This is a genomic window from Thermoplasma sp., assembly GCF_023256435.1.
In the GTDB taxonomy this organism is placed as follows: domain Archaea; phylum Thermoplasmatota; class Thermoplasmata; order Thermoplasmatales; family Thermoplasmataceae; genus Thermoplasma.
In genome coordinates, this window is record NZ_JAGDXM010000030.1 from 15,990 (window position 1) to 31,405 (window position 15,416).

Sequence of the window (15,416 nt, forward strand, 5' to 3'; positions counted from 1 at the left end):
AAAGCCTGAATGTCCGGTTTCTGAGGTCTGAATTTTTAAATATCATTCTGATCCTAGCTTTTTATTATATAAAACTTTAATATGGAAAGAAATCAGAAAATCGTTTAAATCGATGAAAATAAATTTTAAATCTTCAGACTGAAATTAGCGCGATCATTCAAAAAAGCTGATAATATATTTATAGCAGGCAAAAATGTGCTTCACAATGCATCTTATAATATCTTCGAGATCAGATCCGGCCAGCCTCAGCATGCTCAGTTATCTCACAGAAAAATACACATTCACAGAAAAAAATGGGGTTATGAACCACGGTGATTTTGACCTGCTGATAATAGAGGACAGGCACATATTCCATGATATGTCGCTGTCAGGAAGATATGATTATGCCGTGGTTTTATCCAGGCATTCCTCTGCCGCCAATATAAGGTCGCTGACGGCCCATCCCACGGGAAACTTCGGGCCGACCGCAGATCTTGGTGGCAAACCAAGAACCATAAACATCTCGTGCCCCGTTGTCATGTCAGGAACTCTTCGAAGGATGATGGAACTGTATTCTGGCGATAAGTTTGAGGTCACATTCGAAGCAACCCATCACGGCCCCCTGTTCGACATTCCGAACTATTATGTTGAAATTGGTACGACAGAGAATGAGTGGAACGATCCGGATGCACTGAGGGTCACCGTGGATTCCGTAATGAATCCGGACATTCGAAGCTACGATAACTTTGTCGGCGTTGGCGGCGGACATTACGCTCCAAAGATAAAGCAGTATTTCAAGGAAAACAGCGTGAATATCGGGCACATAATCTCAAAACATGATCATGATACACTTGAGCCCTGGGAGATAGATATGGCTGTCAAAAAAACTCCAGGTTGCAAAGGATTCATAATGGACAGGAAGGGCACAAGGGGATCTGTGAGGGATATGATAAAGAAATATGCAGACGAAAACTCTCTGGAACTCATCTCCATATGATCCCCATATATTTTATCTATCTGAAACAAGATGATCCAAAAAAATCCACCATGAGAAAGCTTGAAAGGTTTGGCCTTGCAAAGCGGATATCCTATGGAAACACCGGATACAAGCTTGTGCTCACCCCATTCACAGATGTGCGCATATCGAAGATAGATCGGCCTGCTGCCGAAAGACATGGGATATGCGTTATAGAGGGATCATGGAACAGGGAAGAAACGTTCCGCCATATGCAATTTTTGAATGCAAGGAGGCTCCCCAAGCTGCTTGCAGCCAATCCTGTCAACTACGGTAAGCTGGAAAGGCTTTCTTCGATCGAGGCAGTTGCTGCAGCGCTTTACATCATCGGGTATAAAGACGAGGCATTCGCCGTACTCTCAAAGTACAACTGGGGTATGAACTTCATACAGCTCAACAGAAATCCTCTGGATGAATACAGCGAAGCGGAACCAGAAAAAATTCCAGAGATAGAGGATGCCTATTTCTAAGAGGTCATGAAATTCTCTTCCACTCTCCATTCTCTATCCTATAAACGCCATTTGAGTACTGATTTATTATATTCATTATGCCGTCTCTGAATTCTTCAGGTACCTTTGAGAATGGCTCCCCCTCTCCAGGAATTATGTGAATGCCTTCCACATGGCTATCTTCCCTTTTTCCATCGAATACGGAGGCTTTTAGATATTCAAGTTCAACCGGATCCAGGCGCATATTGGCCTCAGCGAGATTCTTCTGCAGGCTCTTGACAGAATCCTCCTTATAGCCAGCTACCATGGGATCTCCGCCTGCATTGAGTATGAACAGAAGAACACCAAGGCATTTGGTGCACCTACCGCATGGAACGATTTCTTTACCCTCATAATGGCAGAGATGGCATGACCGCTGTATCCTGAGCAGATCTGGGTATCTCTTCACAAGTACCTTTTCGACCAGAGTGCCGAATATCGGGTATACAGCAGAAAACACTCTCACTGGAATCCCGTTGTCTCTAAGAAGATCGGATACCGCATCGTTGAACTCATTGGTCTGGTCATAGACACCGTAGTAATGTTTTATTCCTCTGTAGTTTTCCTGATAGATTGGGTCATCGAATTCGTCTCCAAGTGCTATGTTTCCTATCCTGTATTTTAGGACGTATGGAAGTGTCGAAAACACATATACAGGAAATATGAACATCTGTATAGGGTAGCTGTCTGCCGTCTTCCTTATCGCATTCTGATCAAGCATCCTCATGTTTCTGTTCATGAATGAATAGAAGCGGTCAACGTTAGACCATACTTTATGCACGTTTCCGTATCTTTCCCTCATGTGATCGTAGGCCACCTTTGCTGTCTTCCAGTGGCCGCCGGATTCGTTGAAGAATATTGGAAATACATCCGACCCGATCTCATTGAGCATGCCGAATGTGGTGAGGCTCTCCTTGCCACCCGATGACATTACTGCGACCCTCCTCCTGTCCCCTGTGAAATGGAACCCGTCTGTATAGGTCGTCTCGGCATTCACAACCGTATTTCCAGCTGCGTTTTCAGGTGTTATCTCATCGTCGCGCGGCAGGTATTCCTTCCTGAAAAATTCATATCTTCTTCTGACTATGCTGTTAACGAACGTCTCTATATTATTTATTCTGACGAATTCTTTCAGCTGCCTCAGAAAACTTTCTGATACCGGAAAATTAAGCCTTATCTCCCTGGTGAAATATGCATAGTTGACCACAGGCAGCGATGCAATCATCCCAGCCAATCGTTCGTCCAGGGGAACATCCTCATCGTAATCAAAGTAGAGATCGAAGGAAAGATCATCTGCCGATATCCTTGCCTTTATCCTCCTGTTGGTCACGGATTGCAGGCTGACCTCGATGGAATCAAAATGCCTGACTCTCTCATAATAACGCATTGAACCTTCAATGCTGACGCTCAAAATATCACCAAAAATTTAAAAAAATGTTCAGATCTTATAGCTGTCTATCTCTCTAGTCACCGAAGATAGCCTCTGCAGCGGGTCAAAGACAGGTATGCCGAATTTTGCCTGAAGCCTTGACTTCTCTTCCTTTATCATCGATTCATCCATATTTTCGGTGTTGAGAGCTATGGCTATCACGCGCTTGTTGGAAAGAAGCTCCAGTATATTTATGAACTTCTCCAGCGGTGGGATCTCATAGCCAGGAAAACCGTCGAAATACTTCCTCATGGGCGCATGCTGTAGTATGATCGCGTCCGGCCTGGTGGCGCCTATGATCTCGAAGCTTCCAGGATAGGCTGGATGCAGAACGGATCCCTGCCCCTCTATGAACATGTAATCAGGCCTTTCGACATCCCATGCTTCATAGGTTACAGATTCAAGGGCACCAGCTACGAAGTCGTTCACTATAGCATCTATGACGACCGTGTACTTGAATCCCTGCATCCATGAGGTCTGTCCAGTACCGATCATTACGCTCTTCTTGCCTATGGCCTTCATAGCGCGGTTCAGGTATATAGCCGTCGTGCGTTTTCCAATTGCGCTGTCCGTTCCAAGCACAGCTATCTTCTTTGCCTTGACCTTCTCTATGTTTCCAGTGAAGAAGTATTTCCTCTCCTTGAACAGTTTTCTGACGTCCGTGATCTTTGATCCAGTGCGTTTGGCCAGCTTTGAGAATTCAGGATCGTCGCTTATGAAGTCATGAAGACCGCTGACTATGTTCATACCATGGTTTATAGCAGTCTTTATGTATGGGCGGTAGCTGTCCGGAAGAACTCCACCATCTGATGCGATACCAACTATCAAAGTCTCTGCACCACCCCTTAGACCCTCCTCAACGCCAGAGATTATGGGTATCCCTGCATATCTGTGCATCAGCACATTGCCGGCATCCTGGCCGGCAAGCCTGGAGTCTATCACCGATAGTATCTTGTAGCGCTTGCTGTATCTCACCAGACCATTTGCTGTCTTTCCGTATGTAGTTCCAAAAACACCTTCAGATAGAATTGTTGCATTTTCCATTATATCTGCCTCCCTGTTATGACAGAGACAACAGTTTCATCAGACTTGATCCTGATATGATTTATCGCTGCGACAGCTGAAGCTGATGCTGGCAGCGGATTCAAACCCTCCACCCTATAGATCAGGTTGGAGTAGTAGATCATCTCCTCATCGCTAACGTACATGGCCCTTCCATGCGTCTCCCTTATGGCTTTGAGCGCGTCCTGCCCATCGAAGGACCTGTAGGAAACGAGAGGCTCATTTACAGCCGTCTCTTTTATTTCATCCGGGTTCAGATCGATGACTCTGCTGTATCCGCGCCTCCATGAATCGACTATCGGATTCCCTCCAGATGTGCTTACGCCAACCATCCTCGGCAGATGATCGATCACGCCTTCCTCGTACATCCTCCTGAAGCCATGGTAAATGCCGGCCAGTGTGGTACCATTCCCAACAGGAACTATGACATAAGATGGAACTCTGAGCAGTGCCTCATAGATCTCGAAGGCTATTGTGGCATACATCATCTTATCTATGGCAGAATTTACAGATCCAGGGCTAGCATCATATAGCCCATTGTCCCTTGAGAAATCCCTGACGTAGTCAACGGTTTCCTCATATTTTCCGTCATAGTAGATGATCTCCGCATGTTCAGCCTCCATGAAGTCTGTTCTGTCATGAGAATAGGATTTCGGTATACCAATGTAAGATTTCACTCCATACCTGTGAGCAAAATAGGCAATGGACGCACCGTAGTTACCGCAGGTACCAACGGCTATTCCATTGTATCCTCCTCTCATGGCATTTATAACATGCGCCTCAGAGATGCGATCTTTCTGAGTTCCTGTTGCGTTTGCTCCTTCGAACTTCAAAAAAAGGTTGTTCAAATGGAGCTCATTCCCAAGTGCATACGCTTTTATTGTGGGCGTACGCCCCGGGGGTTTTGCCTCAACGTTTAGCAGTTCTTCCATTCCAATCTACCAGTCTTGAAACTGGTACGACAAGTTAATGCAATACAGTATTAAAATTTTTATCTACGAAGTTCGAAATTTCGCACGCTTCCGGATTCGCCATACAATCGATGTCGCAGCGGATCTCTGAATGGATCAGCTATCAGCGATTCTTGTATCTGCTAGCTATAGATCTTATGGGATGACTTCTATATATTGAATTCAGATCTTGCATATCTTCGTCTGAAAGGATGAAATCTGCCGATGCAACATTTTCAGCCATATGATCGATACTGCTTGCCTTTGGGATGGGGAAAGCCCCTCTGTTTATGATCCAGTTTAAGGCGACCTGTGCAGGGCTCCTGTCATATTTTCTGCCAATGGCCTTCAGCCTATCTAATATTGCCTCATTATCGAAGATCTTTCCATGCGATAACGGGCTGTATGCGATTATGGCCATGCCGTTCTTTTTGCATAGGTCGTATATACCGTCATCCTCTATCTCTCTGGTGGCAACGTTGTATTCCAGCTGGTTAGAAACTATTCTGTATTTTGCCATTGCCTTCATAGCTTCCTCGGTCTCCCTGACCGAGAAGTTGCTTATTCCTATGTACCTGATCATGCCCTCATCAACCAGATGTTCCATTGCGCTCATAGTTTCCTTTATGCTTATGGAGGGGTTGGGCCAGTGGAGCTGGTAAAGATCTATATAATCGGTCTTCAGCTTCCTCAGGCTTTCCTCGCATGATCTTATGACATCATGGTAGGAGAAATGCGTTGGCCACACCTTTGTGGCGATGAAGAGATCCTCCCTGCTGTATCCTTTTATGGCCTCACCAACTATGTCCTCAGTTCCATACATCTCTGCTGTGTCTATGAAGTTTATACCATGATCTATAGCATAACGTATTGATCTTATGTTATCGGATCTGGGCCCCTCTAGGGACCATGTTCCCACTCCGATAACCGATACATTCCTCCCTGTTCCGCCGAATTCTGTCATTCGCATATCATATGCATGAAAAAATCGAATTTAAAAGCACCGATAAAGTTTTTCGAAGGAGATCGAAGCAAGATCGGTGTGAACAGATCCTCACTTTTCTGATGGCATTTTCCTGAGTCTGCAGACAATGATAAAAAAGCGGATCTGGTCAATGGATCAGCCTCGATATCATACTTTTTTATTGGAAGAGGCCAGCATATTTCGTCGCTGAAGGTGTTGGTTTTGCGGAAAAATGAGCAAGAAGGCCAGACATTCATGAAAGAGATTCGCTCCCTTTATTGTATCGATAAAGCCAGGGAATGACGTTCCAGAATTCACGTCTGTGGAGACGCCTTACGTAGTATGTCTAAGTCGAGACTGCATCAGTCACACGTTTTGAATCAGGATAGAGTCCCTTCGAGGATGAGGGTATGTCAGATATTATAAATATACGCAACAAATATGATAAGGATGAGCAGGGTAGGAATCATAGGATACGGCATCAGCAAATTCGGCAAGCGAACGGACGCTTCGATGTACGATCTAATATGGGAAGCTGGGTCTGAGGCTATCAAATCCAGCGGGGTCGATAAAAAGGACATAGATTATATGGTTGTATCCAACATGGGCATATTCAGCTCCGAGGAACTGGCTGCAGTTGTGGCAGGTGAGGTTCTCGGAATAAAGAATGCAGGGCTGCATAGGGTGGAGGCCGCATGCGCCAGTGGCAGCTCTGCAATAGCATCTGCATACGATGCGATCAGATCAGGTCGTTCAAAGATAGCCATAGCTGTGGGCATAGAGAAGATGAGTGAGGTCGAAAGTGAAACAGCCATAGAGCTTATAGGGAGAGCCGGTGACTTCCTCTGGGAATACGAGTTTTTCGGTCTGACATTTCCAGGCTATTATGCACTATATGCCACAGCCTACCTGAACAGATACGGTGGCAGAGAAGAGGATCTAGCGCTGGTTTCGGTGAAAAATCATCATTACGCGCATCTGAATCCTATTGCCCATTTCAACAACGAAATAAGCGTGGAAGACGTGATGAAGAGCAGGTACATAGCATCTCCATTGAAGCTCTACGATTCTTCGCCCATAACCGATGGATCCGCAGCAGTGGTGCTTGCATCTGAGGATGTGGCAAAGCAGTATACCGATACGCCTGTTTGGATAGATGGAATAGGATCAAACCTCGGTACTGCAAACCTGAGCAAAAGGAGCGACTTCCTGCACATAGAAGCAGCGAGAGAGGCTGCGGCTAAGGCGTACAGGATGGCAAAGATAGATCAGGATAAACCTTACAAGCACCTGGACGGAGCAGACGTACACGACTGCTTCTCCATTGCCGAATTGATGGCATACGAAGATCTTGGCTTTGCAGAGAGAGGAAAGGCGCTGGACATGATAAGGAACGATGAGACATACATTGGAGGTAAAATTCCCGTGAACGTGGACGGAGGTTTGATATCTAAGGGGCATCCCATCGGTGCAACGGGCGTTTCAATGGCGGTAGAAGCATCCAAGCAGCTGCTGAGAAAGGCGGAGAATGGACGACAGATCGACGTCAGGAACGGCAGGTTTCTGGCGCACAATGTTGGTGGAACCGGTCATTACGCCTATGTGACCATATATTCAATATGAGGTGAAGAAAATGCCGGAATACATAGCAAAGGATGAAAAGAGCAGGAATCCACTGCTGGTGGATATGCGCAGTCTCAACATAAGATACAGAATACCTGTCTCCAGAATAGAAAAATTTTACGAAAGCCTGGATAGGGGCATCATAATGGGAACAAAGTGCCCTGTTTGTGGTTCAAGGTTCTTTCCGCCTCAGGCATGGTGTTCTGAATGCGGTTTTTCCGGAGACATGGAATTCTATCCGCTGGATACCCATGGGCATCTGCTTACGTTCACAAGGATATTTGCAAAACCAAAATCGTTTTCAGGCTTCGGGGATTATACCGTTGGAATAGCTCATCTGGACAGAGAGAACATCAATGTGCTGGCATGGATCGATGACGCCATACAGAAGCCAGAGGTTGGCATGGAAATATCGATAAAGGTTGAAAAAAGAAAGGAGGATAACGCAACGGTTTACTTCATTTCGAAACCGTGATCAGTAATCTCTCCTCTTCCTTTTCCATTTATCTATCCTGTTTTTCATGGGGTTGATGATCATCATTATTATTCCCAGTGGAAGAAGGGTGAAGGCAGATATCAGAGCAAATATCACCGTTTCAGGCACTACGGTGAATTCGACGGTTAGATAAACCGTGCGGTTTCCGGCATTCATTATAAGCAGTGACCAGGTCCCGCTCTCATCTGTCACAAGGCTGCCGGTGGTGTTGAGGGGGTTCTGATGCTGTGCTGTATGGATACCATTTGGCGATACTATATAGGACGCTATTGCGCTGGATACGTTCACGAATGTTATCCTGTAGGTCAGATAATCGTTAATTCCAGCATATCTCGATATATTCTCTGATTGCTGCGGGTTCAGCGTTACGTTATACACATTCGTGTCTCTCGATATCGATAATACAGAAATGGAGAATATTATCAGCGATAATATTATGACTATGGCTCCAACGGTTGAGAGAATTTTCAGGTTCATTGATCACCTCATCGATCTTGATCTAGTATCTGATCATATGCGTAGAAAAGGTATAACGATTTTGTCTCCTTGTCATTTCTGATAGATGGATCATCGGGCCCCATGAGGTCGTTCGGATGCATGGACAATGATTGTCAGCGGGACAGAATATTACAGAAGTTTTTAGACTGGTCAGATTTGGATACCTATTTATACATAATCAAAATGTACACGCATATGCTGCTTATCCTCGACGAATATTTCAAGGAACACCCAATTAAGCTGAGGATAATAGACGGCCTCTACAGATCCGGAATCTCCATCAGAGACGGAAGATTTTTCACTAACGATGTGGAGATATCTGTAAGCGAAATAGCAAACGCATTTGACGTCAACCGCAAGACAGTTTACGAAACAATAAAGCTTGTTGAATCCAGCGAACCGCTGAAGAAGGTGATGTCATCAATAAAACCCATGGCCGATATAGCAGATGTGGCGCTGCTTACCGGAAACCAGATAATAACGGCTTATACCAGCCTCGGGCATTTTCCATATGTTTTCAGGGAGATATTCAGCGCCATATCCAAATACGGATGCTACATAAGAGAGATCTTTTCCAGGAACATAAGCCAGGAGGAGAGCTTCATAAGGATCATATTTTACAGGCCTATACCGGATAAGATAATAGGCCAGATAAGAAAGATAGATGGTGTGAAATCCCTTGAAGTGAGGGTCAGCACAGACGTTGATCAGATCCTGTGCAACAACTGCGACATAAAGATATGCCCCACAAAATTCATATCCGACGTCGAAAAAGAGGAAATTGGAGATCTATGAAATGATCCCCAGATCAGATGAAAATTCTGCTCAGTCTCCAAGCTCCTTTATGGGTTTGTTGGAGTAGAGTATCTCGTGCAGTTCCCTGTCCAGAGCAGGATCGTGCCTCCTGATCCATTCCAGCAGTAGCACGGCATGTTCCTTCTCATCATCCCTGTTGTGCTCCATTATGTGCTTGAGATCCGCATCCTTTGTGGCATCTGCACGCTCGTCATAGAACATCATGGCTTCAATCTCCTCTATCAGGGACTGCCTGGCTCTGCTCAGATCCTTTATCTTTTCGGAAAGATCCTCCGAAACTTCATATCTTGGCATATTTTGCTAACGCTTGATAGCATAAATACATGGTGTTAATACCTCGATAACATGGCTTCGGATCTTTCGTATACATTTCGCCGGCATTCTAATGGGTTCCCGCCGAATTCTTCGGTTGTATGTAAGCAATGAATTCTTTTGAAATTCCAGTATTCCGCGAATATCTTTCAATTCCTGTTTCTTCAATCAAATCCAGCGCCTCACGAAGGGTAATGTCCCTCACTTCATCGTCGATCCTTTTCCACCTTGGGAATATCTGATCTTCTTCAGAGAGATTGTGTTCCGTTAGAGTCTTATAAAATAGAGGCAGCCTGAGTTTGAAAAGATCTTCGTCCCCGGATCTCTTCCACTTTATGAGGTTATCTGCCAGCGTTTCTATTAGCTTGTGGTCGGCCTTTATCCTGTTTACGGTTTTTTCGAATTCCTTCCTGTCTTCCCATTCAAAATCCGTTATAGCTGGAAAGAGAATTCTCTCCTCAACCTCAACATGATCCTTTACGAGATAATCGTTGAAATCCTCAAAGATATCAAGTGATTCCTTTCCATATGATACCTTTGCGAGCAAACGTATAGCGGAGTGCTCCACCATCAGCAATTCGGAAAGATCAGCCATGCATTGACATCGCTTATGGGCATAATAAGTGTTCCAGATTCCTGAAGCGTGAATGCATGGACTCGCAATATAGGACAGATGCATAATCGATATGATGAAAATGGATCGCAGTTGCGGTATGCGTATCTGAGATCCTTGCATATTCAGGAAAATCACGCAAAAATATGTGCATCGATCCGACCGGGTATTTTTATTAACTCCTGTTCGCTTTACTGTAAGTTGATCATGCCCTCAAAGATTTTCGATCTTGAAGGTTATAGGAAATACATATCGGAAAGGGTTAAGCAGGCCTATGACGTTGCACAGGAGGCGAGGTCAAAGGGGCTTGACGTTTCTGATCATGTGGAAATACCTCTTGCCTCGGATATGGCAGAGAGGATAGAGGCGCTTATAGGCATAAAGGGCATAGCCCAGGAAATAAGGGATCTCAGCAGCAGAATGTCCAGAGAGGAAGTGTCCCTTGAAATGTCCAGGAGAATAGCCGCCATGTTCAGGGATAACCGCAAGGAGGCTCTGGACAAGGCCATAAGGGTCGGCCTGGCCATTCTGACAGAGGGTATACTTGTCGCTCCGCTCGAGGGCATAGCGGATGTCTACATAGGGAAGAACTACGATGGAAGCGAATATGTGGGCATATCATATGCGGGGCCAATACGTGGCGCTGGCGGAACTGCTCAAGCGCTGAGTGTTCTTATAGGCGACGTTGTCAGAAGGGAGCTTGGCATCTCGAGGTTCCAGCCCACCGACGACGAAGTTGAGAGATACATAGAGGAAATAGAGAGCTATGACCGTGTGAAGCATCTTCAGTATCTGCCTACGCCGGACGAGATAAAGCTGGTCGTCAGGAATTCCCCAATATGCATAGACGGCGAGGGCAGTGAGGAGGAAGAGGTATCCGGGCACAGGGACATGGACAGGATCAAGACAAACAGGATACGCGGTGGTATGTGTCTGGTCCTGTGTGAAGGTCTTGTTCAGAAGGCGAGAAAGATACTGAAGTACACAAGTTCGATGCACCTTGATGACTGGAACTTTCTCGCCAATCTTGGAGGAAAGACCGAGGGGAAGTCGGCAAAGAAATCAGACAAATTCCTAAAGGATATAGTTGCAGGCAGGCCCGTATTTTCACATCCATCGAGACCTGGAGGTTTCAGGTTGAGATATGGCAGGAGCCGGGTATCAGGCCTTGCGGCTGCATCTCTGAATCCGGCCACGATGTACATAATGGGAAAGTTCATAGCCATTGGATCGCAGATAAAGGTTGAGTTGCCGGGAAAGGCTGCCGCCGTGACTCCATGCGATACCATTGATGGTCCCACTGTACTCCTAAAGAATGGAGATCACGTAAGGATAAACGATATGGAAACTGCAAGGGAACTTTACGATGACGTAGTCGAGATAACTGACGCTGGTGAAATACTGATCGCATACGGCGATTTTCTGGAGAATAATTATCCGCTTCCGACGCCATCTTTCACCGTGGAATGGTGGGATCAGTATCTGCCTGAGGATCTGAGGGGAACGAAGGTGGATCAGTTTTCTGCTGTGGAACTGTCCAGAAAATACGGTGTTCCACTGCACCCAGACTTCGATTATTACTGGCATGACATATCATTTGAGGATCTGGAATTCCTCAGGAGCATCGTGCTTAAATCCAGGATAACTGAAGACGGCGTTAGGATGCCGTATCAGGCCTCGGACGTGCTGATCAGGCTTGGCGTCCAGTTTAGAAGATCCGGAGATGATCTGATCGTAGGGGACTATTACCCACTCCTCGTATCGCTTGGCTATGACGTTGATGGGGGTAGTATAGTCAGCGTGAGGAATTATGAGAGGAAGGAAAGCGTTCTGGACACCGTGAATTATCTTTCAGGTATAAAGATCAAGCCCAGAGCGCCAACCAGGGTTGGATCCAGGCTGGGCAGGCCTGAGAAGGCCGGGGACAGGAAGATGAAGCCCATGGTACATGCCCTCTTTCCGGTTGAAAGCTACGGTGAGGCAAGAAGATCGATAATAGGTGCAAACAGGAACAGCGAAGGGATGTACAAGGCGGAGGTGTTCTTCTATCGGTGTACATCATGTGGGTTTGAAACACCAACTCCGGTGTGCCCTAGGTGCGGGAGCCACTGCAATCCAGAAGGGGAGAGGACGGGAAATATAGATCTCGAATCCATACTCAGGAGGGCAGAAAACGTACTGGGCATATCGCTGGACGACCTAAAGGAGTTCAAGGGCGTCAAGAAGCTGATGTCAAGGGAGAAGGTGGCGGAACCCATAGAGAAGGGCATACTCCGTTCGATACACGACATCTCGGTCAACAAGGATGGAACCTGCCGCTTTGATATGTCGGATATACCGATAACGCATTTCAGATACAAGGAGATAGGGATAAGCGCTGAGAAGATCGAGGAACTGGGATATGAGGCAAAGGATGTGAACGAGCTCTTCCCGCAGGACGTCATAATACCAAGGAAGGCGGCGAAGTATCTCTTTAACGTTTCAAAATTCATAGACGATCTCCTTGTGAAATACTACAATATGCCCCCGTTCTATTCGCTAGAGAGCGAGGAGGATCTCATAGGTCATCTGGTAATAGGGCTCGCACCTCACACATCAGGAGGCGTCGTAGGCAGAATAATAGGTTTCAGCGATGTTAATGCGTTCTACGCGCATCCATTCTTCCATGCCGCAAAGAGGAGGAACTGCGATGGCGATGAGGACAGTATAATGCTGCTGATGGATGGTTTCCTGAATTTCTCGGCAAGATACCTGCCATCCACAAGGGGAGGTCTAATGGACGCACCGCTTGTCCTATCTGTGCTCATAAACCCAGACGAGATAGACAAGGAGGCTCTGAATGTTGATACGCTTTCCAGATATCCGCTCATATTCTATGAGGCAGCGGAGCGCCATGCTTCACCATCGGAGGTGGAGGAGACCATGATGACCATGAAGGTAAGAATAAAGAAGACCGGCACATACATGGGTTCATCCTATACCATGGACACATCTGACATAAATGCAGGTGTGCTTGTTTCTTCCTACAAGACACTTGGGACTATGGACGAGAAGATCAGCGAACAGCTCGGTCTTGCAAAGAAGCTCCGAGCAGTTGATGCTGATGATGTTGCTGCAAGGGTAATATCCACGCATTTCCTCCCAGACATGTACGGAAATTTCCGGAGATTCTTCTCTCAGGAATTCCGATGCACCAAGTGCAATGCAAAATACAGGCGCATACCTCTATCAGGCCGCTGCCTGAAATGTGGATCAAACAGCCTTACGCTCACCATACACAAGGGTAGCGTGGTGAAATATCTCAACGAAACGCTGAAGATAGCCCAAAACTACAAGCTGCCTGATTACCTCAGGGCAAGGATAGACAATCTGGCAAGGACCATAAAGGAGACGTTTCCGGACGAAGATGAAGAGGATGAAAAGAATGAGGCCAGGGAAGTTAAAATAACCGGCCTTGATATGTACTGATATGCTAGGTGCACTCTATGTTGTAGGTCCGGCTGGAACCGGTAAATCAACATTCTCAGGATCGCTGAACGAATGGCTCAAACGCATGGAATTCGATTCAGCGATAATAAATCTTGATCCAGGTGCAGATTATCTGCCGTATGAACCGGATTTCGATATAAGGGAATACATATCGTTGGATTCCATCATGTCAGATTACAATCTGGGTCCGAATGGATCGCAGATAGTTGCTGCGGACATGATCGTGAGCTACACTGATAAGATATCGGAGTTCCTTGAGGATCTGGACGATTACTATGTCATAATCGATACGCCAGGGCAGATAGAGCTGTTCACATTCCGCACGTCGTCAACGGAGATCGTAGAAAAAGTATCCGGGCAGAGATCCATGATGGCGTACATAGCAGATGCCCCGCTCTCAACCTATCCATCCGGCTTCATAGCACAGAAGATGCTCTATGCCTCGGTTTTCTCAAGATTCTTCAGGCCGATGATGTTTGTGATCAACAAGGTTGATCTGGTCTCCGATGACGATATAAGGGAGATCAAAAAATGGGAGGCCTCTCCCGATCTTCTGAACGAGGCCTTTATGGATGAAAAGGGCCAGATGGAAAAGGATTACTTCATCGGCCTGCTTCAGGCGTTCAAGGAGAGCAACATAATGACAAAAATATATCCTGTGTCCTCAAAGGATTCATTCGGGTTTGAAGATGTATATTCGCAGATGGCGTTATATTTTGCTGGAGGCGAGGATAACGACACCTACAAAGAGGAATGATTCGGCCTACCGCTGAATAAGATCAGATTTTTGAAAAATATCTTTTCGAATACTGAAGCCTAATACACGGATCAGCGAACAGTATCCCCCTGCATTGCCATTTTCCTCAACCTTTCTGCTTCCGGATTCCCTGGATCTAGCTTCTCCACCTCTTCAAGGACGGCAGAGGCCTCTTCCCTTCTGCCCATCCTTATCAGTACATCCGCCTTCATGAGCAGATAATTGTAATTCGCAGGGACTATCCTTATCGCCTTATCAACGGTTGCAAGTGCGTCCTCAAGCCGGCCAAGATCCATCAGGGCCTCGTATTTTTTGTATACAAATATCTGATCTGTTGAGTCAAGATCCGCTGCCTTCGAATAATCGTCGAGCGCCTTATCGACCTCACCCCTCTTCCAGTACGCGTTTCCTCTGTTGTAGTAGTAGTCAGGTATATCATCTTCCAGTTTTATCGCTTCCGTGAACTCCTGTATCGCCTTATCCACAAGGCCCATGTCCTCATATACAGATCCAAGCACGTTGTGATAATCAGGTACAGATCCGTCCAGGGCTATGCTTTTCTTAAGATCCTTTATGGCCTCTTCATATTTCTTCATGGAGTAATAGGCCATGCCCCTGTTGTGGTAAAGATCCGGATCATCCGATATTATCTCTATCGCTTTTGTGAATTCCTCTACTGCCTTATCATACTTATTGATGTTGAAATATGAGATGCCCCTCTCGTTGTATTCATCAGCACGCTGTTCCTTGTTATTGAGCTTAAATTCATCAGCCATGTTCCATCCTTGTCCTATAACTAAGCTATTATACAATGTTTTTGTTTTTTGCTAAAAAACTAAATTAAAACTCACATGAAAAAATGAGAGCGATCGCTTCGCGTGCATCTACGATATGGGTCATGCACGGCATTAGGCCGCGCGCTGTC

15 protein-coding genes are annotated in these 15,416 nt (G+C 46.0%); 7 read left to right on the forward strand and 8 right to left on the reverse strand.

What is annotated here, in order from left to right:
* Positions 1-205: 205 nt before the first annotated feature.
* Both Q0C15_RS03785 and Q0C15_RS03790 read left to right on the forward strand, forming a co-directional pair.
* Positions 206-976: a D-aminoacyl-tRNA deacylase gene (locus Q0C15_RS03785; protein ID WP_297216348.1), complete on the forward strand. Its 771-nt coding sequence runs from the start codon at positions 206-208 to the stop codon at positions 974-976.
* Positions 973-1,464: a DUF367 family protein gene (locus Q0C15_RS03790; RefSeq protein WP_297216351.1), complete on the forward strand. Its 492-nt coding sequence runs from the start codon at positions 973-975 to the stop codon at positions 1,462-1,464. The genes Q0C15_RS03785 and Q0C15_RS03790 overlap by 4 nt, the downstream gene beginning before the upstream one ends.
* Positions 1,465-1,468: 4 nt before the next feature.
* On the opposite strand, the gene Q0C15_RS03795 is transcribed toward Q0C15_RS03790, so the two are convergent.
* The 4 genes from Q0C15_RS03795 to Q0C15_RS03810 all read right to left on the reverse strand — a co-directional run bounded on the left by Q0C15_RS03795 (position 1,469) and on the right by Q0C15_RS03810 (position 5,893).
* Positions 1,469-2,893: a metal-binding protein gene (locus Q0C15_RS03795; protein ID WP_297216354.1), complete on the reverse strand. Its 1,425-nt coding sequence runs from the start codon at positions 2,891-2,893 to the stop codon at positions 1,469-1,471.
* A 27-nt stretch (positions 2,894-2,920) separates the two neighbouring features.
* A complete protein-coding gene (locus Q0C15_RS03800) occupies positions 2,921-3,955 on the reverse strand; it encodes a DUF1611 domain-containing protein (protein WP_297216357.1) in 1,035 nt (344 codons plus the stop codon).
* Positions 3,955-4,905, reverse strand: a complete 951-nt coding sequence (locus Q0C15_RS03805) for a pyridoxal-phosphate dependent enzyme (protein WP_297216360.1) — start codon at positions 4,903-4,905, stop codon at positions 3,955-3,957. Before Q0C15_RS03805 ends, Q0C15_RS03800 begins: the two co-directional genes overlap by 1 nt.
* 142 nt (positions 4,906-5,047) lie before the next feature.
* Positions 5,048-5,893, reverse strand: a complete 846-nt coding sequence (locus tag Q0C15_RS03810) for an aldo/keto reductase (RefSeq protein WP_297216364.1) — start codon at positions 5,891-5,893, stop codon at positions 5,048-5,050.
* A 444-nt stretch (positions 5,894-6,337) separates the two neighbouring features.
* Between Q0C15_RS03810 and Q0C15_RS03815 the strand changes: the two genes are divergently transcribed.
* The gene (locus Q0C15_RS03815) at positions 6,338-7,510 is read left to right on the forward strand and encodes a thiolase domain-containing protein (protein ID WP_297216367.1); all 1,173 of its coding nucleotides are present in this window, start codon (positions 6,338-6,340) and stop codon (positions 7,508-7,510) included.
* A gap of 10 nt (positions 7,511-7,520) precedes the next feature.
* A complete protein-coding gene (locus Q0C15_RS03820; protein ID WP_297216370.1) occupies positions 7,521-7,985 on the forward strand; it encodes a Zn-ribbon domain-containing OB-fold protein in 465 nt (154 codons plus the stop codon).
* Here Q0C15_RS03820 and Q0C15_RS03825 read toward each other — a convergent pair whose 3' ends face one another.
* Positions 7,986-8,483 carry a hypothetical protein gene (locus tag Q0C15_RS03825; protein WP_297216372.1) on the reverse strand — a complete coding sequence of 166 codons (498 nt, stop codon included), beginning with the start codon at positions 8,481-8,483 and terminating at the stop codon, positions 7,986-7,988.
* A 216-nt stretch (positions 8,484-8,699) separates the two neighbouring features.
* On the opposite strand from Q0C15_RS03825, the gene Q0C15_RS03830 reads away from it, so the two are divergent.
* Positions 8,700-9,299 carry a regulator gene (locus Q0C15_RS03830; RefSeq protein ID WP_297216375.1) on the forward strand — a complete coding sequence of 200 codons (600 nt, stop codon included), beginning with the start codon at positions 8,700-8,702 and terminating at the stop codon, positions 9,297-9,299.
* Between the two features lie 30 nt (positions 9,300-9,329).
* Here the strand turns inward: Q0C15_RS03830 and Q0C15_RS03835 are convergent, their stop codons facing one another.
* On the reverse strand, positions 9,330-9,614 hold the full coding sequence (locus Q0C15_RS03835; RefSeq protein WP_110640044.1) for a ferritin family protein: 285 nt from the start codon (positions 9,612-9,614) through the stop codon (positions 9,330-9,332).
* An 88-nt stretch (positions 9,615-9,702) separates the two neighbouring features.
* On the reverse strand, positions 9,703-10,227 hold the full coding sequence (locus Q0C15_RS03840) for a hemerythrin domain-containing protein (RefSeq protein ID WP_297216378.1): 525 nt from the start codon (positions 10,225-10,227) through the stop codon (positions 9,703-9,705).
* A gap of 225 nt (positions 10,228-10,452) precedes the next feature.
* Between Q0C15_RS03840 and Q0C15_RS03845 the strand changes: the two genes are divergently transcribed.
* The gene (locus Q0C15_RS03845) at positions 10,453-13,713 is read left to right on the forward strand and encodes a DNA polymerase II large subunit (protein WP_297216382.1); all 3,261 of its coding nucleotides are present in this window, start codon (positions 10,453-10,455) and stop codon (positions 13,711-13,713) included.
* Position 13,714: 1 nt separating this feature from the next.
* The gene (locus Q0C15_RS03850; protein WP_297216384.1) at positions 13,715-14,491 is read left to right on the forward strand and encodes an ATP/GTP-binding protein; all 777 of its coding nucleotides are present in this window, start codon (positions 13,715-13,717) and stop codon (positions 14,489-14,491) included.
* 71 nt (positions 14,492-14,562) lie between these two features.
* Here Q0C15_RS03850 and Q0C15_RS03855 read toward each other — a convergent pair whose 3' ends face one another.
* On the reverse strand, positions 14,563-15,267 hold the full coding sequence (locus Q0C15_RS03855) for a tetratricopeptide repeat protein (protein WP_297216386.1): 705 nt from the start codon (positions 15,265-15,267) through the stop codon (positions 14,563-14,565).
* Positions 15,268-15,416: the final 149 nt, after the last annotated feature.